At 57.2% G+C, this 25,265-nt stretch carries 15 protein-coding genes and 3 pseudogenes; 7 read left to right on the top strand and 11 right to left on the bottom strand.

Features of this window, described 5'->3' with window-relative positions; all coding sequences use genetic code 11:
- Positions 1-77: 77 nt before the first annotated feature.
- Both ALO43_RS08905 and ALO43_RS08910 read left to right on the top strand, forming a co-directional pair.
- A complete protein-coding gene (locus tag ALO43_RS08905; protein ID WP_054997395.1) occupies positions 78-4,943 on the top strand; it encodes an NEL-type E3 ubiquitin ligase domain-containing protein in 4,866 nt (1,621 codons plus the stop codon).
- A 39-nt stretch (positions 4,944-4,982) separates the two neighbouring features.
- Positions 4,983-6,110, top strand: a complete 1,128-nt coding sequence (locus ALO43_RS08910) for a GNAT family N-acetyltransferase (RefSeq protein ID WP_005889473.1) — start codon at positions 4,983-4,985, stop codon at positions 6,108-6,110.
- Positions 6,111-6,310: 200 nt separating this feature from the next.
- Here the strand turns inward: ALO43_RS08910 and ALO43_RS08915 are convergent, their stop codons facing one another.
- The 4 genes from ALO43_RS08915 to ALO43_RS08930 form a co-directional block, all read right to left on the bottom strand.
- Complete coding sequence (locus ALO43_RS08915) at positions 6,311-8,143, bottom strand: ABC transporter ATP-binding protein (RefSeq protein WP_024669277.1); 1,833 nt, start codon at positions 8,141-8,143, stop codon at positions 6,311-6,313.
- 102 nt (positions 8,144-8,245) lie between these two features.
- A complete protein-coding gene (locus ALO43_RS08920) occupies positions 8,246-8,809 on the bottom strand; it encodes a peptidylprolyl isomerase (RefSeq protein WP_053479425.1) in 564 nt (187 codons plus the stop codon).
- A 138-nt stretch (positions 8,810-8,947) separates the two neighbouring features.
- The gene (locus ALO43_RS08925; protein WP_054997396.1) at positions 8,948-9,736 is read right to left on the bottom strand and encodes an alpha/beta fold hydrolase; all 789 of its coding nucleotides are present in this window, start codon (positions 9,734-9,736) and stop codon (positions 8,948-8,950) included.
- A gap of 13 nt (positions 9,737-9,749) precedes the next feature.
- Positions 9,750-10,670 (bottom strand): LysR family transcriptional regulator, encoded by a 921-nt coding sequence (locus ALO43_RS08930; protein ID WP_005889477.1) that lies wholly within the window; start codon positions 10,668-10,670, stop codon positions 9,750-9,752.
- A 67-nt stretch (positions 10,671-10,737) separates the two neighbouring features.
- Here ALO43_RS08930 and ALO43_RS08935 point away from each other — a divergent pair, with 67 nt between their 5' ends.
- Positions 10,738-11,058 carry a hypothetical protein gene (locus ALO43_RS08935; protein WP_054997397.1) on the top strand — a complete coding sequence of 107 codons (321 nt, stop codon included), beginning with the start codon at positions 10,738-10,740 and terminating at the stop codon, positions 11,056-11,058.
- Between the two features lie 142 nt (positions 11,059-11,200).
- Here ALO43_RS08935 and ALO43_RS08940 read toward each other — a convergent pair whose 3' ends face one another.
- Positions 11,201-16,033, bottom strand: a complete 4,833-nt coding sequence (locus ALO43_RS08940; RefSeq protein ID WP_054997398.1) for a M10 family metallopeptidase C-terminal domain-containing protein — start codon at positions 16,031-16,033, stop codon at positions 11,201-11,203.
- On the opposite strand from ALO43_RS08940, the gene ALO43_RS08945 reads away from it, so the two are divergent.
- Positions 16,020-16,259 (top strand): hypothetical protein, encoded by a 240-nt coding sequence (locus ALO43_RS08945; protein WP_005889480.1) that lies wholly within the window; start codon positions 16,020-16,022, stop codon positions 16,257-16,259. The genes ALO43_RS08940 and ALO43_RS08945 overlap by 14 nt on opposite strands.
- Positions 16,260-16,300: 41 nt before the next feature.
- Positions 16,301-17,179, top strand: coding sequence for a carboxylate/amino acid/amine transporter (locus tag ALO43_RS08950; RefSeq protein WP_054989067.1), 879 nt, complete (start codon positions 16,301-16,303; stop codon positions 17,177-17,179).
- Between the two features lies 1 nt (position 17,180).
- Here the strand turns inward: ALO43_RS08950 and ALO43_RS08955 are convergent, their stop codons facing one another.
- On the bottom strand, positions 17,181-17,915 hold the full coding sequence (locus ALO43_RS08955; protein WP_005889482.1) for an SDR family NAD(P)-dependent oxidoreductase: 735 nt from the start codon (positions 17,913-17,915) through the stop codon (positions 17,181-17,183).
- 159 nt (positions 17,916-18,074) lie between these two features.
- Between ALO43_RS08955 and ALO43_RS08960 the strand changes: the two genes are divergently transcribed.
- Positions 18,075-18,650, top strand: coding sequence for a DUF1349 domain-containing protein (locus tag ALO43_RS08960; RefSeq protein ID WP_024669283.1), 576 nt, complete (start codon positions 18,075-18,077; stop codon positions 18,648-18,650).
- 46 nt (positions 18,651-18,696) lie between these two features.
- Here ALO43_RS08960 and ALO43_RS08965 read toward each other — a convergent pair whose 3' ends face one another.
- The 3 genes and pseudogenes from ALO43_RS08965 to ALO43_RS08970 form a co-directional block, all read right to left on the bottom strand.
- On the bottom strand, positions 18,697-19,143 hold the full coding sequence (locus tag ALO43_RS08965; RefSeq protein ID WP_024669284.1) for a DUF3757 domain-containing protein: 447 nt from the start codon (positions 19,141-19,143) through the stop codon (positions 18,697-18,699).
- A 375-nt stretch (positions 19,144-19,518) separates the two neighbouring features.
- Positions 19,519-19,696: pseudogene (locus ALO43_RS28515) on the bottom strand (IS3 family transposase); the annotation flags it as partial.
- Positions 19,697-19,765: 69 nt separating this feature from the next.
- Positions 19,766-21,886 carry an alpha/beta hydrolase domain-containing protein gene (locus tag ALO43_RS08970; RefSeq protein WP_054997405.1) on the bottom strand — a complete coding sequence of 707 codons (2,121 nt, stop codon included), beginning with the start codon at positions 21,884-21,886 and terminating at the stop codon, positions 19,766-19,768.
- A gap of 149 nt (positions 21,887-22,035) precedes the next feature.
- Here ALO43_RS08970 and ALO43_RS30905 point away from each other — a divergent pair.
- Positions 22,036-22,237: pseudogene (locus tag ALO43_RS30905) on the top strand (transposase); the annotation flags it as partial.
- Between the two features lie 319 nt (positions 22,238-22,556).
- Here ALO43_RS30905 and ALO43_RS08975 read toward each other — a convergent pair.
- Together ALO43_RS08975 and xopAF are read right to left on the bottom strand one after the other, a co-directional pair.
- Positions 22,557-23,183: a LysE family translocator gene (locus ALO43_RS08975; protein ID WP_005889492.1), complete on the bottom strand. Its 627-nt coding sequence runs from the start codon at positions 23,181-23,183 to the stop codon at positions 22,557-22,559.
- A 566-nt stretch (positions 23,184-23,749) separates the two neighbouring features.
- Positions 23,750-24,161 (bottom strand): annotated as a pseudogene (xopAF, locus tag ALO43_RS31815) (XopAF/AvrXv3 family type III secretion system effector).
- Positions 24,162-25,265 lie beyond the last annotated feature (1,104 nt).

A 25,265-nucleotide genomic window follows, 5' to 3' on the forward strand; every position in this document is an offset into this window, starting at 1 on the left:
ATATCCCGTTATGTCACCTGCAGCCCTGCGGGTCTTTATCGTGTTGGCTTTTGAACAAGCCAACACGAGTATCGACCATGTTCACTGCCAACACACCACCCGAAACGCAAGCAGCTCCCCCGTCGGACGCTGCCCCCTTCGAAGCCGACCACCCCAATGCTGCCTTTATCCGCGGCAGGCTGCCGGCCTGGTATCTGAACGCCCCGCCAGCATTGCGTCAGGCACTTCAGGCCAGTCAGCAGAAAACCCGACATTCCCGTCAGGCGCTGGAGCCCATTCGCGATCGTCTGTTATCGGCACAGCAGTTTGCTGCCCCGGTGCTGTCGCAAGCCTTTCACGAGCGTTTCAAGCTAGCGCTGGACGTCGAAGCCTTTCAGTTGATGACTTGGCGCTACGACAGCGCCTGGGCACCAGCGCCCCTCGAACAGACCCTGTTGCAGGCAGCGTTGCAGAACTTCGCTCCCAGCAACCGCAGCCGCTTCGATCCTCATTCGGCAATTCTGCGTACAGGTGGCCTGCGTTACTGGCTGATCGATAGCGCCCAGCGCAGGTACAAGGTCGAGTATCAGGACCGCGTCGATATCAGCCTTGAACAGTTCGCTGATTTTTGCCATGAGCTGGATGTGGGAACTCAGTACCAGGCCCACCTGGACAGCGTATTCAAGCCTTCCCCAGCGGCAGCGACGGCGGTTGCCGCTGCCTTCATCGACAACGAGCGTGATGCCTTCGAGGTGCTCGCGCACATTGCCAGGATGAAGGGGGATATCACCGATACTGCCTATCAGTTGTTGCTGAGTGTCGTGCGGGCCGATGACCTGCCGCAATGGGACGGCAAGGCGCTGCGCTATTGTCAGTTGCACATGCTCGATACCTACGCTTTTTCGAGCTGTCTTTTGCATGGCGCGCTGCTTGTCCAGCAAGATATTCCCGATCCCGACAATGGGCCTTGCCTTGTCTACATGCCCTCGGAGCCTCTGCATCCGATCAAACAATATGTGTCACTCAGGGCCTTCAATACCAGCCTCGTGAAAGCGCTCGACAGCGAAAGTTACAAGCGCTATTTCAGCCGCTTTGTCAGTTTGAGTCGCAGTCCGGAATTTTTCGCCAGACTGCAATCCCGGCTCTATCCAGGCCAGGAGCCTGCGCTGGACGTCAACGCTGATCTGGTGCTGCAGCCACAGCCATTTTCGAAACCGCCGTTCGAATTGCTTCATGACCACTTGCTGGCCAAGACTTACGGCGATTCACGGGCAATCGCAGTGCCCTCGGCGCAGGTGGACCAGCAGGCTCGAGATGCACTGCTTGAAAGTCTCGAGCACAGCGGCATGAACATGCTCAATGTGGCCGGGCTGTTCGTGCCGGTATTGGGCGAAGTCATGTCTGTGGTCGCGCTCTATCAGCTTGCCAGTGAAGCCTTCGTTGCTTACCAAGACTGGAAGCACGGTGAAGTGGACGAGGCTATGCAGCATGTTTACGACATTGGCGAAAACGTCGCCCAGATGCTGGTGCTGGGAAGTGTCATAGGGGCGGTAAAAGGCTTTGAGCCGTCGATGTTCATCGAAAGCCTGGTGCAGAAAAACGTCGATGGTTCTGTTCGTCTCGGAAAACCGACGGTTGAACCTTACGCTGACACGGTTCGCTTGCCTGAGGGGCTGAGTCTCGATGCGCTGGGGCTTTACGAGCACGGTGGCAGGACGTGGTTGCCACTGGACGGCAAACTGTATCGTGTCGAACCCGATGCATCACGCGCCAACTGGCGGATCAGGCACCCGGAGAATGAGCGCTCCTACTCGCCCAGGCTGAAGCACAACGGTGCCGGCGCCTGGCGTCATGAGTGGGAGAACCCCATGGGCTGGGATGAGGTCACGGCGTTCAGGCGTCTGAACGCGACCTGCCATGCGCTCACCGAGACCGAAATCCGGAAGGTGCTGCGCATTACTGGCATCAATGAAGCGGTGTTGCGCCAGATACACGTCGAGCACTTTCAGCCTCCGGCATTGTTGATCGATGCCATTCAGCGTGTTGAAACAGAGCGGGAGCTGCTGGCCTGTATTGAAAGCCTCAAGACAGATGGACCGTCGCAAATCTCTGTTTCTTCTATCGGGCCATGGATGAAGCTGCTGGTCTCGTCGCCTGGCTGGAACAAGGCTCGAGGGCTGTTATTGATCGATGTGCAAGGCACCCTTCTGGAGGCGTGGAACGCAGGGGCGGACATGACGCTTTCGTCCCATGTAGTGGGGCCGACAACCAGCCTCAGCGAGGTTCTGGGCCAACTGCCGGATAGCCTGACGCTTGATGAGATCGCGTCTCTGACGGGCAGTGACAGCGCAGACAAGGTCGTCCGGGTCAGCGGCTTGAAGCGTCATCTGGCCGCTTGCGCCCACGCTCGTGTCGAGCAGTTGCTTGATGACATTCAGGCACTCAAAAGCCGAAGCGAGGACCCGCTGGTTCAACTGATACAGCGCGATTTCAGCGGCTTGCCGGACAGCGTCGTTGCCGAACTCATCGGCATGGCGAGCGACACAGACAAGGCGCGGATGACTTCGGAAAAGCGCATTCCTCTGGCGCTTGCCGAACACGCCCGCGAGTACCAGCAGCAACTGCGTATAAACAGGGCCAACGAAGGGTTTTACCGGGCCTCGACCCTTAACCCAGACACCCATGCAGCTGCGCTTGGCGTGCTGCAATATGTACTCGGCTGGCGTGGAAACATGTCAATCGATCTGCTGGAAGACTCGCTGGAAGGTGCCGAAATCGCGAGGCTCGACAGCGATCAGGCTGTGCTACACCGGCTTTTGGTCAAAACGGAAGAAGGGTTTCAGCCTTTCAATTCGTCAGGTGACTCTCTGGCGGAAGTCGATCAGGAGTTTTTCACTGCTCTGTTAAAGGCGCTGCCTGAAGATGTGCGCGCCGACATCGAGCTGCCTGCCAACGCTGATGAGCACCCATTGCGCAGTCTGCTGGGGAATATCGCCCTTGGTCAGCGTGAACGTGTGGCTGAAATATTGCGAATGCAGCCGGTCAAACCGGGGATCAAATGGCCGCAGAGACTGCCCGACGGTCGTATCGGCTACCCCATGAGCGGACGTCTGCGAGGTTTCTTTCGCCGCTTGGGTATCGGCGCGGCCAGTCATTCGCCGGAGCTTGCGGTGAGAAGTCTGTACCCGGATTTTTCCGAGGTTGAGGTGTCTGCCTTTCTGGACCGCTTGAGGGCCGAACACACTGGATCAGCCAGACAATTGCCGAACTTCGTCCGGCAAAGGCTGCGAGGCCTCGCGGATGAGTTGCGCAACCTTCAGGCCACGCTGGACGCCTGGGTCGCGGAAACGCAGTTTTCTTTGCAGCGCAGGCCCAGAGAAGTCGCAGCGATGCGCATTCACGATTGCTGGAGAAGGTTGAGCGCTCACTGCAGAAACTATCAGGGTGACTTTTTAGGATACGCGCTGGATCTGGATAATCTGAGCGTGGGACTGCTGCCTGATATCGCCGCAAACTTTGCCCATGTGGTGGTGTTGAAGGCGCGCAATATGCAGCTTACCGACCCACAAGCAGATGCCTTGCTGAAAAACTTCAGCAACCTGAATTCGCTGAGCCTCGACTTCAATGAGCTGTATTCCCTGCCGGCTTCGATAGGGAGAATGCCGCAACTTGCCGAACTGTCACTCAGTCACAACCCGCTGATCTGGACGGAGGCCTGCAACGTCACGTTGCAGAACCTGAACCGTCTGGAGATCCTGGACCTGAACTTTTGCTTTCTTGGGTCGGCAGCGCCTCTCGCGGCGCTCGACTCTTTGCGTCTGCTGTTTTTGCGCGCGACGGGTATCGAAACGTTGCCCGCGTGGAACTGGCTCAGGTCTGACTTGATTCGTCTGGATGTTCGCGATAACCGTATCTCGGAAATAACCTCCGCAGAGCTTGAGGATGTCGTCCGCTCTCTCGGCTCTTCGCGCTTGCACCTGCATTTGAACGGGAACCCGCTGGACGCGCCGACCCTGGAACGCATCAGGCTGTTTCGCGAAGGCAGGTTGCGACCGCGATGGGGCGTCAGTCAGCACCATCTGCCCTTGGAAGTCGGGCCTGACAGCAGACCCTGGCTGGCCGGTTTGAGCCGCGAACAGGCAGATGTCCGCATCAGGCTTTGGCAGGATCTGCGAGCGTGCGCCGGTTCTATGGATTTCTTCCAGACGCTGAGCGATCTGACCCATTCGGCTGATTTTTCAACTAATCGTGAAGAGCTCATCGAACGAGTCTGGGCGATGATAGACGCGGCCTCTGCAAACACTGAGCTGCGTCAGCAGTTATTTGATATTGCCGCTCACCCTCAGACCTGTGGAGATGGCCTTGCGCTGGTCTTTGGCGACATGGAAGTGCGGGTCCGAGTGTTTTCTATCCTGTCATCCACGCCGGAATCCGCGCAGCCACTGGAACTCTTCAAAATGAGTCAGCGCCTGGACCGTCTGGATCAGGTCGAAAAAATTGCGCTGCGCGACATTGCTCTTCGCCGGCAGAATGGCGAGACGGTCGATGAGGCTGAAGTGCGGCTTGCCTACCGCATCGGCCTGCAAGCGCGGCTTGAGCTGCCCGGTCAGCCCAGAAGCATGCTGTTCGCTACTATCGCGCGGGTGAGCGACGCTGATTTGCAGGCTGCGTACAAGGAAGTCATCGAGCGCGAACGCACCCCGGCGTTTTTCGAGTCGATGATTGCCAGGGAATTCTGGATGAGTTATCTGGAAGTTCGCTACGGGCCTTATTTCGAACCGGTAAAGATGCCGTTCCTGCAGCGCCTGGCGGCCCTGGATGAGCAGGCGCAGAGCGGGCAGTCCGATCAGGAATACCTCGATCAGGTCGCGCAAATATCTGGTGAGCGCGAGCAGGCGATCAACGAACTGGCGATCAGTCTTTCAAGGCAGATTTCGGCGTCGATGAACACAAGGTCTCAATAAGCGATACTCTTTACCAAGTCCGCTCACCGGGGAACCTGCATGCCCGTTCACGTTATCGACAGCCTTGGCACCGTTGCACCTGCCCAATGGGATGCGCTGGTGCCAGGCAATCAGCCGTTTCTGCGCCATGCGTTTCTTAGCTCGCTGGAAGATAGCGGCAGTCTTGGACCGCGTTCAGGCTGGCGTCCCGAGCATGTGCTGCATTACGAAAACGATCAACTGGTTGCTGCCTTGCCGGCCTATCGAAAGTGGCACTCGTATGGGGAATACGTATTCGATCACGCCTGGGCAGATGCTTGCCGACGCGCCGGAATCGCGTATTACCCCAAGCTGTTGGTGGCCGTGCCGTTCAGCCCGGTCGGTGGTTCGCGTATTCTGTCGGCCACGCCGCAAGGTGGCATGGAGTTGCTCGGCGAGCTGCCGGCTTATCTGCAGAGCGAAGGGCTGTCGAGTGCTCACGTGAACTTCACCGACCCGGCTGCCGATGCCCTGCTTGAAACACAGGCGGGCTGGCTGCAGCGGATCGGTTGTCAGTTCCACTGGCATAACCGGGGCTACCGGGATTTTCAGGACTTTCTTGATGCATTGAGTTCGCGCAAGCGCAAACAGATGCGCAAGGAGCGTGAACAGGTCGCAGGGCAGGGCATCGCGTTTGAATGGCTCGAAGGGGCGCAGATGAGCGAGGTGCTGTGGGACTTCGTCTATGCGTGCTATTCCAACACTTACGAAGTACGTGGGCAGGCGCCTTACCTGACCCGCGAATTTTTCAGTCTGCTGGCTGAACGCATGCCCGAGTCGATCCGTGTGGTGATTGCCTTGCAGGGCTCACGCCCTGTAGCGATGGCCTTCAGCCTGATCGGCGACGACAGTTTCTACGGGCGCTACTGGGGGGGCCTGGCCGAGTTTGACCGCTTGCATTTCGAGACCTGCTTCTATCAGGGCATGGATTACGCGATTGCTCACGGCCTGCAACGATTCGACGCAGGGGCCCAGGGCGAGCACAAGCTGATCCGCGGTTTCGAGCCGCAGATCACCCGATCATGGCACTACCTGATGCATCCAGGACTGAAAGACGCCGTCAGCGAGTTTCTTGAGCAGGAGCGCGTCGGCGTAATGGCCTACGCCGAGGAAGCACGTAGCGCATTGCCGTATCGGCAGGTGGAGTAGCAGTAGAGGATCAATCACTGCCTCTCGTTCCTCGCGCGTGCGAAGCAGAGTTAGATCTCGTTCCTCACGCTTTGCGTGGGAATGCATTTCTGGACGCTCTGCGTCTCCTGTTGAGTGTGCAGAGCGGTACAGACTTGTGACGCAGAGCGTCACGAACTGCATGCCAACGCGCATTGGCACGATAATCAGTTGCAGTCCGCTCAATCCATCCCCACAAACCCGCCGGTCTGGTGCTGCCACAGTCGTGCATACAGCCCGCCACGTGCCAGCAATTCGGCGTGGGTGCCGGTCTCGGCGATCTGGCCTTTTTCCAGAACCACCAGACGATCCATGCGCGCGATGGTCGACAGGCGGTGGGCGATGGCGATAACGGTCTTGCCCTGCATCAACGTTTCCAGACTTTCCTGAATAGCCGCTTCGACCTCAGAGTCTAGGGCCGAGGTGGCTTCGTCCATGATCAGGATTGGCGCGTCCTTGAGCAGCACGCGGGTGATCGCTATGCGCTGGCGCTGACCACCAGACAATTTCACGCCGCGCTCACCGACATGGGCATCGAAGCCGGTGCGGCCTTCCGAGTCCGACAGCAGGGGGATGAACTCATCGGCGCGAGCCTTGTGAATTGATTCCCAGAGCTGTTCGTCGGTCGCATCAGGATTACCGTACAACAGGTTTTCGCGAATCGAACGGTGCAGCAGCGAGGTGTCCTGAGTGATCATGCCGATCTGCGCACGCAGGCTTTCCTGAGTAATCCCGGCAATGTCCTGGCCATCGATCAGAATCCTGCCGCCTTGCACGTCATACATGCGCAACAGCAGGTTCACCAGCGTCGATTTGCCTGCGCCTGACGGCCCGATCAGGCCGATCTTCTCGCCCGGTTTTATGTCCAGGTTAAGGTTGTGGATGATCCCGTTGCCATTGCCGTAATGAAAATCGACGCCATCGAATTTGACACCGCCTTTGTCTATCTTCAGCGGCAGGGCGCCAGGCTTGTCGTTGACCGTGACTGGCTGCGAAATACTCTGCAGCCCGTCCTGCACGGTGCCGATGTTTTCGAAGATGCCGTTCACCACCCACATGATCCATCCGGACATGTTGACGATGCGGATCACCAGCCCGGTGGCCAGCGCAATTGCGCCAACCGAGATCAGCGACTGGGTCCACAGCCACAGCGCCAGGCCGGTGGTGGTGACAATCAATATACCGTTCATCGTGGTTATGGTCGTGTCCATCGAAGTCACTACACGGCCGGCCAGTTGGCTTTTCTCGGTGTGATCGCGCATCGCTTCGCGGGCGTACTGCTGCTCGTGGTTGGTATGGGCGAACAGTTTCAGGGTGGTGATGTTGGTATAGCCGTCGACGATCCGGCCCATGAGCCTGGAGCGCGCATCTGACGAGTCCACCGAGCGTTGCTTGACCCTCGGCACGAAATACATCAGTGCGAGTATGAACGCGACAATCCAGGTGCCCAGCGGGATCATCAGGCGCCAGTCCGCCTCGGCGAACAGCACCATCGCGCTGATGGCGTAGATCAGCACGTGCCAGAGCGCGTCCACCGACTGCACTGCTGAGTCACGCAGCGAGTTGCCGGTCTGCATGATGCGCTGTGCGATACGTCCGGCGAAATCGTTCTGGAAGAAGTTGACGCTCTGTTTGAGCACGTAGCTGTGGTTCTGCCAGCGAATCAGGTTGGTCATGCCGGGACTGATGGTCTGGTGAACGAGCAGGTCGTGCAGGCCAACGAAGATCGGGCGCAGCAGCAGGGCCACGACCATCATCCAGATCAGCTCGGAGCCGTGAATACTGAAAAAATCCTTGGGCGGCGTGTTTTGTGCCAGATCGATGATGCGGCTCAGGTAGCTGAACAGCGACACCTCGATCAACGCGCCGATGAGGCCTACCACCAGAAGCGCGGTGAACGTCGGCCAGACCTGACGCAGATAGTAGAGGTAGAACGCGAAGACAGTGTTGGGCGGAGCAGGGGTAGGCGCGTCTTTGAAGATATCGATCAGTTGTTCGAAACGACGATAAAGCATTGGCTATCAGACCCACGCGACGTGGGCTCTCCTTGATAAGTGGAGGCTCTCCCGTCCGGACCGCATGAAACCCGAAGGCCCCATGCGGTGCAGGTTTCCTGCTCAGTCGACGCGTTTGGCGGACTTGATCAGGATCGGGTCTACAGGCACGTTTTGCATGCCTTGCTTGGTGCCGGTCCGGGCGTTGACGATGTTGTCGACCACGTCCATACCTTTGACGACCTTGCCGAACACCGCATAACCGAAGTCACGGGTGCCGTTGTCGAGCATCGCATTGTCGTTGGTGTTGATGAAGAATTGACTGGTGGCCGAGTTCACATCAGATGTGCGGGCCATGGCGATAGTGCCACGTACGTTATGCAGACCGTTCTGGGCTTCGTTCTTGATCGGATCCTTGGTGGGCTTCTGAACCAGCTGCTCGGTGAACCCGCCGCCCTGAACCATGAATCCCGGAATCACACGGTGAAAAATGGTGTTGCTGTAGAAGCCGCTGTCCACATAACCCAGGAAGTTCTTGGTGCTGATGGGAGCCTTGGTGTCTGCAAGCTCGATTTCGATCTGGCCGAAGCTGGTGTCGAGTAACACATGCGTGGCTTTGTCTTGAGCAGCCATCAGGTTGGCAGCAAACAGTACGGAGCAGGCGGTGAGGGCGATTTTTTTCAGCATGTGGCAACGAGTCCTTCAGTAAGAGATATCGACTGTGGCCGGCAAGGTAACCACGTTTGGGTTTTTTTGCCCAGTGCGGCGTTTGACGGTCTGCAATGCTTCACGCGAGCAGCCTGCGCAACAAACTGCGCACGATTTTCAGACCCCGGTGCTTCCGATGAATTCCAATAGCGTGCTATTGAACTGTTCCGGCTGGTCCAGTGGCGTGGCATGTCGGGAGTCGTTGATGACCACCAGCCGTGCAGAGGCGATCCGTTTGGCGTAGGCCTCCTTCAGCGCTACCGGCGTGTAGTCATGGCCGGCAGCGACGATCAGCGTCGGGCAGGTAATGCGTTGCAGCCGGTCCTCCACACCCCAGCCGACGATGGCATCAAAGCTGGCCAGGTAGGCGCGTTTGTCATTTCTGCTCCAGCGCTCGGCCATCTTGTGCCGCAGTTCAGCCTGCTCGGGCCTGGGGAACAGCAGCTTGCCCAGCGCCTTGCCGAGCGTTTTCATGCTGACCAGACGAGACAGCGTCCAGCGTCTGGCCCATTGGCACAGGTCGGCAAGGCTGCGTATCTTCACCTGCGGAGCACTGTTGACGATGCTCAGACTCTTGAGCAGGTGCGGCTTATCTACCGCCAGTTGAAACCCGATCATCCCGCCCATCGACAGGCCGACCAGGTGCACAGGCTGCAGACGCAGATGCTCGATTAGCGCCTCGACATCGTTGCTCATGGCCTGGATGCTGTAGCGCCCGTGCGGTTTGTCCGAGCGCCCGTGACCGCGCATGTCCATGACGATGACGCGGTAGTGCCTGGCCAGCGCCGGAACCTGGAATTCCCGGTCCTCGCCACTGGACCCCAGCCCGTGCAGGAGCAGAACAGGTTCGCCCTGACCATACTCTTCATAGTGCAGCGAACAATCGTCATGCTCAAAAAACGCCATGTGCCGACTCCTGTCAGGCCTGTTGCGGCGCGCCAGGCGCCGTCAGGGGGGCGGTGTCGAAGGTACGAATCAGGTCGATCAATATCTGCGTGGCCGGGCCAAGCGGCTTGTCTTTGCTGGAGTACAGATAGAACGTCGGGTTGCGGTTACCGCCCTTGTCCAGTGGCAGGGGCTTGAGCAGTCCTTCGCGAAGTTCGCGTTCGATCATGTGGCGCGGCAGCCAGGCGAAGCCCAGGCCATTGCTGACAAAGGTCGCCGCAGTGCCGAGGCTGCCGACCGTCCAGCGTTGCTCCGCTCCCAGCCAGCCGAAATCTCGGGGTTGCTGCCGACCGGAATCGCGAATGACAACCTGCAACTGACTTTCGAGATCCTGAAAGGTCAGCTCGCGATTGGCCAGGTGCAAGGCGTGCCCCGGGTGCGCGACGGCGACGAATTCGACGGAACTCATTTCCGTACCCAGATGGCCTGCGATGCTGTAGCCGCTGATGGCCAGGTCTGCCACGCCTTCAAGCAGCACTTCCTCGACACCCGACAGCACCTCTTCGCGCAGGCGCACGCGGCAGCCGCGGCTCTGCGGCATGAATGCAGTCAACGCCCTGACTAGGCGCGCCGAAGGGTAGGCGGCATCGATGACCAAACGTACCTCTGCCTCCCAGCCCTGTTCCATATGGTGAGCGAGGTCTTCCAGCTGGCTCGCCTGTTTGACCAGCTGTCGCGAGCGTCTGAGCAGGACGCCCCCGGCTTCGGTCAGTACAGCCTTGCGACCGTCGATGCGCAACAACGGCACGCCGAGTTGTTCCTGCATGCGCGCCACGGTGTAACTCACCGATGATTGCGAGCGGTGCAATGCCTCGGCGGCCTGAGCAAAACCACCGTGATCGACTACGGCTTGCAACGTGCGCCACTGGTCGAGCGTCACGCGGGGCGCTTTCATGCTGTATTTCCTCTTTGATCTGCTGACTATTGTTCTACTCTGACAATCCCGTCCCGGAGAACACCGAATGAATCGACTGTGCTGTTTACTGCTGGCCATACTGCCTGTAACGGCCTATGCATACCCCATCGACGTGGAGAAACAGTATCAGGGTGTGAAGGTCGACTACGTGACCCACGATGTTTATCACGACACAGGGTCGATCACCGTCACTAACTACGGTGACGTAGACGCCAAATGTTCAGTGATGTTCACCAATGGGCCGGAAGCACCGCGCACCCGACATGTGCAGATCGGTGCAGGCAAGAGTGTTGACGTGTCGTCCAGATTCAATCGCATCATTATCAAGTTGCGCATCAGACTCGCCTGTCAGCCAGCCAGAGAGTAGAGCGTCGGCCCGGTAGTTCCAGAGCTATCGTTCCTCACGCTCCAGCGTGGGAATGCCTTGGGTGACGCTCTGCGTCACAAAATCTGCGCCGCGCCGCACGCCCAGGATCGGACGCGGAGCGTCGGCACGATAATCATCTCAATCAGACGAGGATGTCGGCTGCTTGCAGGCTCTGTACGCCAGTCAGCTGGATTTCAAAGTCTGCCTCGATGTTGTCATCCACGTTGCCGTACAGCACGCCATCGGCAAAGCGAAGCTCGCCGGTGTTGCTGGTGCTGAACGCCGCGTTGCCGATGAACGTGAACGCATCGCGGGTATCGGTAAGCGTTTGTGCATCGAAGCCTGTGAAATCCAGCTTGTCACCTTCGCCCGCCTTGAAACCATTGATGATGTCACGCAAGTCGTCACGGCCCACCTCGTCGAGGCTGTTGAACACATAGCGGTCAGCGCCGGTGCCTCCGATCAGGGTGTCCGCCCCCGCACCGCCGATCAGGACGTCGTCACCCGCACCACCGGACAATGTGTCGTTGCCATTGCCGCCGTTCAGAACGTTGGCGTTCTTGTTGCCGGTCAGCGAGTCGGCAAACTGGCTGCCCGACAGGTTTTCCGTGCCCTTTATCGTGTCCAGTCCGGAGCCGCCGGTCGTCTGCACGGCGCTGGTATTCAGCGCCACTGTGACACCTGCGGTGGCGAACAGATAAGACACCGTGTCATTGCCGTCGCGACCGTCGAGGACATTGTCGCCAGTGCCTGCATACAGCACGTTGTCCAGCGTATTGCCGGTTGCATTGGCAGCGCCCGAAGCGGTAATCACTATGTTTTCCAGGTTCGCACCCAGCGTGTAGCTGCTCAGCGCGCTGTACACAGTGTCGGTGCCGCCGATCTGCTTATCTGTATTGGTCTCGACCACGCGGTCGGCTGCATCGTCAACGTAGTAGCTGTCCGATCCGTCGCCGCCGGTCAACAGGTCAACGCCCGCTCCGCCGTCCAGAACGTTGTTATTCGCATTACCTGTCATGACGTTTCTCAACGCATTGCCGGTGCCGTTGATGGCGGACACACCGGTAAGCAGCAGATTCTCCACGTTGGCGCCGAGTGTCCAACTGACTGACGACACCACGGTATCGACCTGCGATGGCGAGTCATTGCTCTCGGTGACAGTATCAAGCGCGTTATCGACCACGTAGATGTCGTTGCCGTCGCCACCCGTCATGTCGTCGGCGCCTTGGTCGCCGTCCAGTATGTCGTTGCTGGCACTGCCGACCAGGGTGTCGTCGTCACTGGTGCCGAAGATATGACCGCCTTCGTTCTGCCCGGCATCGAAGATTCTTGCCGGGTCGTTGTTGTCGCTGGAATCGCCACAGTAACCCAGGTCATTGGCGATGAAGTCGGCCAGTCGCTGGCCGACTATTTCTGCCGACTCCTCGTGCAGGTGCCAGACGTCGTCCGGGTAAACAAGCGGGTTGACCTCGTAACGCAAGGGCAGGTCGGTGTAGTCGACTGCCAGCTTGACGTCGTTGCGCTCGTTGGCGATTGCCTCCTGTACGGCGCGGACATAACCGGCGCCTTCAACGATGGCACTGATCTTTTCTCCGGTGTAACCCCGCGCCTTGGCGGCCTCGGTCTGATAGTGACCGGTCTCGGCCATGTACACCGTGAAGTCACCGATTTGCGCGTGCAGGTAATCGAACACCTTGAGGGTCGACGCCTTGTAAAGGTCTGCCGCAGCCTGTTTGTCGGTGGCGCGGGCTATTTCCTGAGCTGCTTCCTCGCCCTGGCCCCAGATAATGCCTGTAGTGACCTTGTCGACAGCCGTCAGGGTTGCCAGTTGCGACTTCAGCAGGTCGGTGGCGCGCAGCAGTGCCGGGCCAGGCTGGTCGGTGTCGGTCAGCCACCACGAAACACGCTGCTCTTCCGGGCCGGCGGTCGAGTAGCCCACCACCGTGCTGCCGCCCACGGCGAGGTCGATGCCATCACCGTTGGCATCATTGAACTGGCTGCGCACGTCGTAATCGGTGTAGCGGGCCAGGTCCTTGACCATTTCCGAGGTGCCGGACTGGTTGTCGTCTTCAGTCATGCGCAGCAGGCGCGCATTGGACTGGCCCAGTGTTGGCAGATAGAGGATCTCCTGAGACTCACGCTGACCGAATACGAAGTCGGCGTTGGTCAGGGTATCGATCAGATTGCCGCTCAGAGCGATTTCAAAGCGATTGCCATCCACGTCCGAGTCGGCGGACTTGACGTAGGTCTTGTCCCCAGCCTCGTTGAGCGTCATGTACAGGGTGTGATTCTCGCCGTTGCCCAGCCCCAGAAAGCCCAGTGCGGAGACATCTATCTTGTCCTGACCGGGACTGAAGTCATAAATCGTGTCGGTGGCGGTCAGCCCGCCAGCGTCGTAATCGCGGTAGCTGTCGGTGAGGGCGCTGTACACGAACGTGTCGGCATCGGCTCCTCCGTAAAGGGCATCGCGGCCCGCACCGCCGTTGATCACATCGTCGCCGGTATCGCCGCGCAAGGTGTCGTCGCCGCCCAGGCCCAGCAGCGTGTCGTTACCCTCAGTGCCATACAGCGCTTCGGCATTTTCGGTGCCGGTAAGGATGCCCGGCGCGACGTTGCCCACAATGATGGCGAAGCTGTCAGCCACAGATGCGCCTGTCGCGTCGCTGGCCGTCAGCAGCACCGAGTAGAGCCCGGATGCCGTGCCACCTGGCGTGCCGCTGAAAGTCAGGGTCTTGCTGTCGAATTTCAGCCAGTCGGGCAGGGCACTGTTGTCGGCGAGGGTCGCGCTGTAGGTCAGCGCCGTGCTGTCCGGGTCGCTGAAACTGCCGGGCTGCACCGCGTAGGAGAATGCATTGAGTTCGGTGACGTTCTGATCCATCAGCGGCGTATTGAGCACAGGCGGCTGATTGGTGGCTGAAGCGCTGGAGAAGATGAAGTTGGAGTCGCTCAGCTTGCCGAGCAGGTTGCCTTCCAGTGCGATCTCGAAACGATTGCCGGTGGTGTCGACTGCGTTGGTCTTGACGTAGGTCTTGCTGCCGTCGGCATTGAGCGACAGGTAAATGGTATTGGCGCTGCCATCGCCCAGCCCGCGCAAACCGATGCTGGACAGGTCGATGCGGTCCTCGGCGGTATTGAAGTCTGTGATGGTGTCACTTTGCTTGGTGCCGCTGGCGTTGTAATTGCGATAGCTGTCCAGTCGCGAGGTGTAGATGAAAACATCCGCGCCAGCGCCACCGGTCAGGATGTCGGCATCGGCCCCGCCAGTGAGGGTGTCCGCACCCGCTCCGCCATTTATGCGGTCTGCGCCGGCGTTACCGTTGATGATGTCATTACCTTCCGTACCGGTCAGGGTATCGCCACCAGCGGTGCCCTCGGCAACACGCTGAAAGATGAAGTGACTGGCATTCAGCGTGTCCTTCAGGTTGCCGTTCAGCCCCAGCTCAAACCGGTTGCCGCTGGCGTCGGCATCGAGCGACTTGATGTAGGTGCGGTCTAGGGTGGCGTTATAGCTGATGTTCAGCGTGCCGGCCTTGCCGCTGCCCAATCCGGTGAAGCTCAGGTTCGACAGGTCGATGCGGTCCTGGCTGATATCGAAGTCAGACACCAGGTCCGTAGCGCTGCTAGTGGCCGTGCGATAGCTGTCGGTCAATTGATCAAAGCGAAAGGTATCGGCACCTGCACCGCCAGTAAGTTTGTCGGCTCCGGCCCCTCCGACCAGAATATCGTCCCCCGCGCCGCCATTCACAGTGTCTTTGCCCGCCAGGCCGAGGATCAGTTCGTTGGCTGCACCGCCGGTAATTGTGTCGTTGGCATCGGTGCCCTGCACGGTGACCAATGGAAACGCATCGCCCGCAAAGCTGCCCTCGCCGTAGACCAGGGTCAGGCCCTTGCTCGTATGGCTGATGGTGTTGCCGACGATGCTGTTGCGGTCGGTGCCGTTTTCGTCACGCTCGGCCACGCCGTAGGTGGAGTGGTCGCTGCCGGTGATCACATTGCCGCGAATCAGATTGTCGCTGCCATTGAAGTACTTGCCGGAGACGCCCGAAGTGTCATCGTAGGACTGAATGATGACTTCCGGCACCGGCGCGCCGAGGGAGTTGTTGCTCAGCGTATTATCGAAAACATCCACGCCGGAACTGCCGTAAATGCGCACGCCAGCGCTGCCGTTGTCGTGAATGTCCACACCGCTGACCGACACCTGGCTGGACAGCTTGATCAGCACGCCTTCTGCACCGTTGCCGTACACCGCGCCGCCGGTGATGGTGATGTTGGCCGGCGAGGGGATGTTTTCGCTGCCGCGCTGCACCACGATGCCGGTGCTGCCGTTGCCGTACGCCACGTTGTTGCTCAGGGTGAAGTCGTGGGTGCTGGTGACCACGTTGAAGCCGTGACGATCGTTGTCATACGCCACGTTGTTTTCGAACACGCTGTCGCTCAGGTAGTCGGCGACGAAACCGTCCAGACCATTACCATGCGAGACGCTGTTCCTGATCACCATGTTGACAGTATGCTCGTGCGGGTCGAACCCGTAGCCCGAGCAATCCTTGATCTCGACGCTGTCGAGGGTGACGTTCGAGTCCTTGCCCTCAGAGCCTGGAATGTAGCCGTTGAACCAGCCGTCCACCTTGCCGGTGGTTGCGTCACGGTTTCCGTTCAGCGTCAGGTTCTTCATGCCGAAGTCATGCGTTTCCTCGCCGTACGCCGAGCGCACGATGCCGGTGACCTTGGTGTCCGAACCGTCCGCGAGCTTGATGACCGTCTCGCCCATGCCGGCACCGGACAGGGTCACGTTGCTCTTGAGCATCAGGCAGCCGTCGGAAGGTTCCTCGCCGCCGGAAACGACGTATGTCCCCGCCCCCATGACCACTTCCCCGCCACCTGCCGCAGCGGCTGCGTCGATCGCGGCCTGAATGGCTGCTGTATCGTCAGTGACGCCGTCGCCCAGTGCTCCGAAGTCTTTTATGTTGAATATCATAGTGTTACTCCAGGCGACGACGAATTTGGAAGAGTTGAGTCAATATTGCAGCGTCGGGATGATAAGACCTTTTATTCAAGGAAAGTTGCTTGATATTGGCTATATTTTCGGCGAAACCGACGACATGTGCGTCAATAATGCAGCTGTCATATTTGTGACGGGTAACGCGGGGCGCGGCGACAGGTTGGCGTCAAAAAGCGGCGGCCTTCGAGTGGACAGTAAGTGACGCAACCGCTATGGTCGCGCCCTTCAAAAATGGGGGCGGGCATGGGTTATCTACTTTTCGTTACGCTGATCCAGGCGTTTTCTTTCAGCCTGATCGGTGTCTATCTGGCCGGGCACGTCGACAGCTATTTCGCGGTGCTTGTCCGCGTGGTGCTGGCCGGTCTGGTATTCATTCCTCTGACCCGCTGGCGTCAGGTCGAGCCGCAATTCATGCGCGGCATGCTGCTGATCGGCGCGCTGCAATTCGGTGTCACTTATGTCTGCCTGTACCTGAGTTTTCGCGTGCTGACAGTGCCCGAAGTGCTGCTGTTTACCATCCTCACGCCACTCCACGTAACGTTGATAGAAGATGCGCTGAACCGGCGCTTCAACCCTTGGGCGTTATTGGCGGCAATGGTTGCTGTGCTGGGTGCGGGAGTGATTCGCTATGACGGCCTGAGCGGCGACTTCCTCGGTGGCTTCCTGCTCCTGCAACTGGCCAACTTCACCTACGCCGCCGGGCAGGTGCTGTACAAGCATCTGGTGGCGCGCCACCCGAGCGACCTGCCGCATTACCGACGCTTCGGCTACTTCTATCTCGGCGCACTGGCGGTGGTGCTGCCTGCGTTCCTGATGTTCGGCAACCCGCAACACCTGCCCGAAGCACCTACCCAATGGGTCGTGCTGCTGTTTCTCGGCCTGTGCTCGACGGCGCTGGGCATGTACTGGTGGAACAAAGGGGCGTGCATGGTCAACGGCGGCACACTGGCGGTGATGAATAACCTGCATGTGCCGCTGGGGCTGTTGATCAATCTGCTGATCTGGAACCAGCATGAGGACTTCACCCGCCTGCTGATTGGCGGCGGGGTGATCGTGGCGTCGGTATGGATCAGCCGCCTGGGCGTGCGGCGTGTGCCGGAGGGTGTTTCCGGCACACGTTGAGTCAGACGTGCTGGCCTCCGTTGACGTGAATTTCTGCACCATTCACATACGACGCGCCAGCCGTACACAAAAAGTAGATCAGCGAAGCGACTTCCTCGGGCTTGCCCAGACGATGCATCGGCACCAGTCGCTCGACAATCTCTGCGGTGCCGGGTGACAGAATCGACGTATCGATCTCGCCCGGTGCGATGGCATTGACCCTTATCCCGTGCGGACCGAAATCAAAAGCCATCTCCCGCGTCAACGCAGACAGTGCCGCCTTGGACGTGGCATAGGCGACGCCTGCAAACGGGTGGACCTTCGAGCCGGCGATCGAGGTGACATTGATGATGCTGCCCTTGGCCGCCTTCAACTCGTCAAACAACCCGCGCGCCAGCAGCGCGGTGGAGAACAGATTGACGTTGAACACCTTGATCCAGGTGCTGTAATCCGACTCAAGCACCCCCATACGACCGCCTTCTTCGGTCTTCGGCGAAACGCCCGCATTGTTCACAAGCGCATCGAGACGTCCACCGAGCTTGTCCTTGATCGCCGCCATGCTCTCGCTGACGCTGTCGATGTCTTCCAGGTCCAGATGGATATGGTTGAGCAGACCCTCGGCCCACGGGCAGTCAGCGACCCAGTTTTGCCTGGAAGCCGTGAACACTTCCCAGCCTGCTGCATTGAAATGCTTGACCGTGGCATGACCGATACCCCGGCTTGCGCCAGTCAGCAAAAGCTTTTTCTTGTCGCCCATGAGTGCGTTCCGGTTTTTTTGGATGGATGCATCATGTTTTTTGGTGGGTGGGGTGTCAATGACAGCGCAGTGATTGCTCACTGGCATGAGGCGGCTGGCAGGGATATCGTGTTTGTCAGCCAATCACCAACGTCAGCATTAACTTGCACAGGAGGCAGCATGTTTGAGAAAGGCATCTGGCTGAATGAACCCCGACACTGGAGCGTGGCAGACGAGCGTTTGACAGCCACCACAGATCCGCAAACCGATTTCTGGCAGCACACGCACTACGGCTTCTGCCGCGACACGGGTCATTTTCTGGGCGTTTCGGTGTCGGGTGATTTCACCGCTCAAGTGCATGTACAGGGTGACTTCAAGACGCTTTACGATCAGGCGGGCTTGATGGTCCGCATTGACGAGCACAACTGGGTCAAAACCGGCGTTGAAGTCAGCGACGGAGCCCTGATGCTGGGTAGCGTTTTGACCTGCGGGCAGTCGGATTGGGCAACGGGTGCGTTTGATGAGTCATCATCCGGCCTCTGGCTGCGAGTCACTGTCGCCAAGGGTGTGATGCGTATTCAGCACTCCAGCGACGGGCTGCGCTGGCCATTGCTGCGTCTGGCGCCATTTCCCGTCAGCGAGTCTTATGCCGTAGGGCCAATGTGCTGCAGCCCGGAGCGGGGAGGGCTGGAAGTGGTGTTCTCTCATTTTGAAGTGATGCCTGCACTGGGCAAAGATTTGCATGATCTGACATGAATTGCTCTTCAACCGGTACGTACAGGTCAGTTGAAGAGCAACATGATTACATCGATTTATTCTCGGTAGTGAATATGCAGTTTTCGGGGGAGGTTTTTTCACATACGTTATACGTGAGGCCAAAAGGCCCATCTTCTTTTTTCCAGGTGCTGCCTGAAGTTTTTACAGTGAAGTCCTTATTGTTTTTAGCGATGAAACGCATGTCCAGCGCCTCGCGTCCACCGATGTTGTAGGTACAGTGTTGGAACATCTCAGGTGCGCCTGCGCCCTCTTGAATAGCGATGGCCAGGCCAAAGGACTGCACAGGCATTTTCTTTGTCACCACGCCTTGCAATACACCTGTCCACTCGCCGTCATTGCCGCTCGCGCGGTACACGCCGGGTGAAACCTGCTCGATCTTAGAGACAGCAGGGCAGTTTTCCGCCGCTTGAGAGGTCATGGATATTCCCAGTAGGGAAGTCGTAATTGTAGCGATGATTAATATTTTTTTCATGATATTCCTTTGGTTGAATAGTTGATTCTTGAAGTGTGGATAGGCTTGCATGTGGGTTTTTGGGTGCAGTTAGACGACGCGAGATTTTTCCAGGCCTGCCGTTTGGTTACATATTTTTATCGTATGCTTAACAGCAAGTATTTTGCGTATTGTCTCGTTCTTGAAGATGCTTGTGTTTCAGTAATAACTTGATCATATGCAATGTGGATGCGGCTATCTTAGGCGCTAGTCTATTTGTTGTCTGCGCCTCCAAACCTTAATTGTTTGTAGGAAATGACGCTGGTTTTTGTGGGGATAATGGGCTGGTTTACTATGCCTGAAACGCTGTCCCTATAGCAGGGCTAACGGCAGCGTTATTCCTTGCGCCCAGATCTAGGTGATGTTGCCACACCAGATCTGATTGGGCGCGGCTACATCGAACTCCCGATTCAAAATATTCGGAACATCAGGTCGCTTCACTGTTGCTTTTATATAAGCATGCGAACCCGATTGCTTGCTGATTAATCCCAGTTCCTCGCATCAGACCACGCACTTTGAACCGACCGATTTGCTCTGAGGCGTTACGCCACTGCGCTCCTGCTGGAGCTGGCTTACTCAGCGACGCAGCGCAGATCACCTCTGCTCAAGGCCCGGCACGCACACCTTTCTCCTGTGCTTCCTTTACAAGCCGCTCACGGTCTTCAGGAAGAAGCATTCGCGCTTCAGCCAGAGAGTCTGCGGCTTTACTCACTGCAGACACATAAGCCTCCTTCGTGGGGTAGCGTTCCTCCAGGGAAAGGCGAGGATCTCCGGCCATGATTCGCTCTTTCTTCGTCGCTGCAAACGGGAGGAAGCTGCCTTGGAAATTACAAAAGCCGCCATCAAAAAACTCTGGCCGGAAGGTGTTCCAACCTGTGTAAGTCCCGATGGGAGCACCTAAATACACATCCCGAACGCCACCAACATCAATTCCGTCTGCATCCACTTGAGGTACCAAGAGGCCGTAACTACCGACACCCGATTTCGGCGGCTCGCTTGTGAGAATGCCAGAGCTGTCTTCGGGACGAAAACCAGGCCCAAAATCAAGCACTTGAAGGCTATTGACGGCACCGGTGTAGCGGAGCGCGGGGCGTGAAACGCCACCATAATTGGTCGCGGGGATGAGCGGGAAAATGACCCTGTCCGCGGGCACAAGGGTGCCGTTCGCCACAGAAGGCTTTATCGAAGCTGGCGGTGTTGTCTCATCACGAACCCAGCCAACGAGATTGATGAACGCTGCGCGCATTGTCCAGGTGTGTGGATTTGGATTTGATTGCACTTGGCAAAGCCCAAAGAGTGGGTTAACCGGGAGCGGCAAAGATGGCGGGGCGTGCTGCGTACTTGCCATAATAAAAGTGCGGACGTTTTCCGGTTCATCTGCATCGCGCAAGCCGAGTGGGTCGGTAAGGCCAAGCGACTGGCGTCCTTCCCAAAGCTCGAGGGCTGTTGCCATGTGGAATATTAAAGGGCAAGTATTGTTATCGCTGCAGCGATCCAGCAAACCCTGCGAGCGTCCGGTAACAGGATCGGTTTCCCGGCCATAGGTAAACGGAAAATCGTAAGCAGGGTAGTCATGATCGACCTGCTGACCCCACGCCCGACCAGGTTGAGCAAATCGTATGTTGAGCGGCATCAGGCCGCCACCGATATGCGGCATTGCACCATCGTAGACCCGATGACCTTCCTCGCTGCGGTTGAAACCCAGCGCGATCATGCTGCGGATGAATCGCCCTGCTTGTGATGAGCCAGTGATAATCGACTTGACCTTATGCCCATGCACTACAGGGTTGGGCACACCTGTATCGTCATGCTCAGCCTGCTGAAAAAACGCACCCACATCCCGGGCAATAGCAAAACCAATACCCATTACCGTTGGCTCCTTGGCCCGGTAAATCAGCTCGTAAAGCTTACCGGGTTGAAAACCAGCGGATAGGCAAATTTGGGTTTCGTTCGGCGTATCGCAATCGCCAAAACTCCATTCAGTTACTGGAATTTCCTGTCTAGGCGCATTCGCCCGCGAACGCACCGTCAACGTCGGACGAAAGCCATTCGCAAGCACTTTAGTATTGTCGGTTTCAACCGATTTATAGCTCGTATGAGGGGGCGTGGAGGTGAACCAACCTGCGGATATGTTGAGGCTGACGGTCGGTGAGAGCGTAGTCAACTCACTGCGCACCACACCTGTTACCGACGACCCATCATTATTTATAGCTGTCGGCAATTGCACCGTCATGCGGTTGTCGCCTGGGGCAACGTCCCCTTGCCAGGCAAACGCGATCAGCGTCGTCCCTAGCCGTTGTAGAAAACCGTCCCCGGAGACTTCGAAGTTGTTGAACGTTGCTGGATCACCCCGCATATCAGCATTGAACAATAACATCGCTCGCTTAGAGCCTCGATTGGGCACATCAAATAGAAGGATGTCATTCGATTTAGCCAAGTCAGCGGGACGCAGGATTGCAATATCACTAGTATATTCAACCATTCCACGACCGTTACGGGGTGCAAGTTCGATGTCTTGAATAATCTTATTGTTAGAAGCTCCTGGGTCTAATTCACCATGAGCACGCGCAAAGATGCGTACGTAAGCTCCTGTATGCCCGAAACTTTCGCCTCCGAATGCGGGCTCGGTCCGCAGGATCTCCAATTGCGTAATACGGGCTTGGGCGGGTGCTGCAGCGATCATCATGAAGCTTGTAAACGCTGCAGCCTGAAATAGGCGATTCATCTTTACCCCCAATTTGTCTTTTTTATAGATGGCTTTTGATTCTCTTATAGCAGTGACTTGTACAGACCAAAAGGCTTCAAGCATAGCCCGCAGCTTGCTCAGTTATCACGAATTTGTAAGCGTTCCGAGAGCCGACCTTCAATTTCAGCATTCAGGCGGTTTGTAGGGGGCGACGCCGTATCTTTTCCGCTGAATTCAAACGCGAGGCTGCAGACCTCGTGCTTGATCCAAGGCTATAGCCACATTGAGGCCTCTCGCCTCCTGATAGTTTGCGAGTCTGCGCTACGTCGCTGGGCTAACCGGCTTCAACAGGAGCGTAACGGTACAATAACCCCGCAGAACAAAGCCCTGATGTATCTCGAACATGCCACTTAGACCATTGCATGCGACTTTGGTTGGGTGTCGCTAGGAGCTGTCTACGCAAATTTGAAGCGCCGCTGGCAACTGCAGTAGCGTGTCCATGATGCAGGAAGAGTATGAGCAGATTGGCGGTTCACGTGACGTTGCCTGATGAAGGAACCGGGATTGATCAGCAAGCAACCGGGCTAGCACGCTTATAAAAGGCGACGCTGAAGCGACCAGATATTCCGACGTCCAAGGTTAAGCTTCTGACGTGGAGATAGAGACAGCTCAGCGCGCATCTTGTAGTCACAACGTCAGCAATGCGGACTTAAGCCAGCGGATTGCGCACAAGTATATCGATCGCGAAAACTCCCAGTAGCGCACCGGACGCCCAGCGGTGCGCGCGCATGGCATTCGGGCGGGCCGTAAGGAAACGACTGACTCGCGCGGCAGCCAGGACGATCAGGCCGTTCAATGTAAGTGCGATGGATATCTGCACCAGCCCCAACTGTATGTACTGTTGCAGGGTCGAACCTTTCGAGGGATCAATGAACTGGGGGATCAGCGCGGAATACATCAGCGCTATCTTCGGGTTGAGCAAGTTAGTTACCAGCCCCATGGTGAAAAGCTTTCGAGGTGAGTGCGGGGGAAGTTCGCGCGGCTGGAAGGGTGACGCGCCCCTGAACATATTCCAGGCTAAATAGCCGAGGTAGAATGCCCCCCCGATTCGGACCACGTAATAGGCCATCGGGAAGGCCTTGAACAATGCTGCCAGACCCAGTCCTGAAGCAACCAGGTAACAGCCGAATCCCAATGCGACCCCTGCCAGCGAGATCATGCCTGCCAGACGTCCTTGTGAAATCGCTCTGGACGTCAGGTAGACCATGATCGGCCCCGGCGTCATGACCATGCCCAGCGCGATGATCGCCACACCAATCAGATTCTCTACTGGCATCTCAATATGTACCTTTTCTCGTGATCAAGTCTTTTATCGGAGGGTAGAGTCGTGCCCGCCCAGGTCTCCACATGATCGAGTTGCCGAGATTTCAATGACCCGGTCTGACTGTCCCTGAATCATCGTCTGTGCTGGATTTTAAGGTTTGGAGACAGGCAATTTTTCGTCAGTAACTGAGTCGATCCAGTGGGAGAGTCAACAGATCAAACGCTCAAACGACTGGAAAGGACTGTTTGGATGACACGACCCTGAACGAAGAATCGGATCTGAGTGGCAGGAATCGCAGAATGGTTCCCAAGCCAAGGCATGCTGACTCAAGAAAGAGGTCCGGAGCGCAGCATCGGGGATCAAATGCGTGCTTGGAATGTTGGGATCATCGATCACCTGCTTTCTACCAGAGCATCGGTTATCCTCAAGTCTTATAAGACGCGAGAATCACGCCTCCGTTATTGGCTTGGCCCGCACAGCGCGGGCCAGTAGTTTCATCTGAAACGCCTGCACATGAAATATGTCGATTGCAGGAGGGTACGTTTTATCTGAGAGTGTTACAGGTGGCGATTATTCAATCATGAAGCGACCAGATGTTTTATGAAGTGAGTCGAGTTGTCATTTAAGATCACGGCGCCAAGCAGTGTTTCAGAAGTTCGGTTCGCACAAGTCTCGTCGAACTCAAGCGGGATCCCTTCATTGGCGAACAGGTCTTTCAATGCCTATGCAGTGCTGACTGAGAAATCACCCTCTGTATTCCCCCCCGTGCATGGCTACGCGCAGTGTCAGCCCCTGCTCTTTAGTCGTTCGCAGATAATCGCGCACAGAGGCTAAAACTTCTCCTGGCACAAGGTCTTTGCGACGAAAAGGGAGCAGATGGAATACGCGGACTTTCGCGCCCGGCATACGTTCACCCGTACCGGCATCCACTTTTTCCGCCGCACACGCGACAGCAATACACGCACTCATGTTGTCTGCGATAACAGGCATATTTACCTGGCTCGTGCCAGCACTGTATAAATGCCGAGTCCCTTCATCATTGGGCACAGAGCAGTTGAATCCAGCCACTTTGACAGTCGTGGTCCTGTCGATCTGGAAACTGTAATCCAAACCTGCTCTAGAGTGATACACCATGGACCCATGGGAGTATAGATTGACTACGGTCCTTTATTAAGTTACCGCGATGCCGTCTTTCTGCTTGATACGCCGCTAAAGAAACCATGCTAAGCGTATAATCTCCACCGCACCGTGCAAGTTGAAAATGAGAAAACGTGGCCGGACGTTCGTCAACCTCGCCTGATGCGCTGTAGCTCGCAGATTCCGTTTGATGACTGGATACAGGCCTGGCGTTTGGAGAGCTTGCAGCCATTTCCCAGTGGTCACTGTCATTGTAGCTGTAGCTGCTACCAGAATGTTTTGAAACACATAGCCCCATAACGGTTCTCTCTTTAATGCAGGGTTATCTAAGGTCACAGCGACATAGCCGAAAAGGTAGTGTGGTCGTTGCCACGCCTTATGTGGCTGATACATAGGGTGCGCTGGTTTATTTTCTTTTTGTGATGTAATGCCTGGATTTCGATTACGACAATGCTCAGGGCAAGCGAGCAGCACATGTTGAGTGTTATGTTCGATCACAGGTGTTGAACAATTTGACACTCGTTTGCATGTGGCCTCAAAAAAAAACCACTGAGTGGCTAAAACCCTCCAGCGGTTCCATATCCCCAAATCACGATAACTCGAAGCGGGGAACAACGGGGCCTCGTGTGGCTGGGTTGCTCTAGCGAAGTGGCAGCCGTTGCAGGGGGACGCAATTTCGCTGTTGAAAGCGGCCAAGTTGTGTTGAGCAAGCCCAGTTGAAGTCGGGCTTGGCCCTTCGAGTTTTGATCCTGACCTTTGCGGCCATTGTTGACTATAGACACTGCCCTGACATCTCCGGCTCAGGCGGTGGCGATGATCACCGAACAACTTTTGCCCAATGAGCAGCACCAGCTAAAAGCTCGAAAATCACAGTGTGCGATTAGCAGGCGCTTACAGAACTGACTCTTCGCAGGTTCGCTAACCAGAGGGAAACGGGCGGCAGCAATCATGAACCCA

Origin of the sequence: Pseudomonas tremae, assembly GCF_001401155.1 — a bacterium.
GTDB classification, from domain to species: Bacteria; Pseudomonadota; Gammaproteobacteria; order Pseudomonadales; family Pseudomonadaceae; genus Aquipseudomonas; species Aquipseudomonas tremae.

Excerpts from the sequence above, each read along its gene's own strand:
- ALO43_RS08915 (WP_024669277.1), bottom strand. The coding sequence starts at position 8,143 with ATGCTTTATCGTCGTTTCGAACAACTGATCGATATCTTCAAAGACGCG.
- ALO43_RS08940 (WP_054997398.1), bottom strand. The coding sequence starts at position 16,033 with ATGATATTCAACATAAAAGACTTCGGAGCACTGGGCGACGGCGTCACT.
- ALO43_RS08935 (WP_054997397.1), top strand. The coding sequence starts at position 10,738 with ATGAATCGACTGTGCTGTTTACTGCTGGCCATACTGCCTGTAACGGCC.
- ALO43_RS08975 (WP_005889492.1), bottom strand. The coding sequence starts at position 23,183 with ATGCCAGTAGAGAATCTGATTGGTGTGGCGATCATCGCGCTGGGCATG.
- ALO43_RS08920 (WP_053479425.1), bottom strand. The coding sequence starts at position 8,809 with ATGCTGAAAAAAATCGCCCTCACCGCCTGCTCCGTACTGTTTGCTGCC.
- ALO43_RS08945 (WP_005889480.1), top strand. The coding sequence starts at position 16,020 with ATGTTGAATATCATAGTGTTACTCCAGGCGACGACGAATTTGGAAGAG.
- ALO43_RS08930 (WP_005889477.1), bottom strand. The coding sequence starts at position 10,670 with ATGAAAGCGCCCCGCGTGACGCTCGACCAGTGGCGCACGTTGCAAGCC.
- ALO43_RS08925 (WP_054997396.1), bottom strand. The coding sequence starts at position 9,736 with ATGGCGTTTTTTGAGCATGACGATTGTTCGCTGCACTATGAAGAGTAT.
- ALO43_RS08905 (WP_054997395.1), top strand. The coding sequence starts at position 78 with ATGTTCACTGCCAACACACCACCCGAAACGCAAGCAGCTCCCCCGTCG.
- ALO43_RS08965 (WP_024669284.1), bottom strand. The coding sequence starts at position 19,143 with ATGAAAAAAATATTAATCATCGCTACAATTACGACTTCCCTACTGGGA.
- ALO43_RS08955 (WP_005889482.1), bottom strand. The coding sequence starts at position 17,915 with ATGGGCGACAAGAAAAAGCTTTTGCTGACTGGCGCAAGCCGGGGTATC.
- ALO43_RS08910 (WP_005889473.1), top strand. The coding sequence starts at position 4,983 with ATGCCCGTTCACGTTATCGACAGCCTTGGCACCGTTGCACCTGCCCAA.
- ALO43_RS08970 (WP_054997405.1), bottom strand. The coding sequence starts at position 21,886 with ATGAATCGCCTATTTCAGGCTGCAGCGTTTACAAGCTTCATGATGATC.
- ALO43_RS08960 (WP_024669283.1), top strand. The coding sequence starts at position 18,075 with ATGTTTGAGAAAGGCATCTGGCTGAATGAACCCCGACACTGGAGCGTG.
- ALO43_RS08950 (WP_054989067.1), top strand. The coding sequence starts at position 16,301 with ATGGGTTATCTACTTTTCGTTACGCTGATCCAGGCGTTTTCTTTCAGC.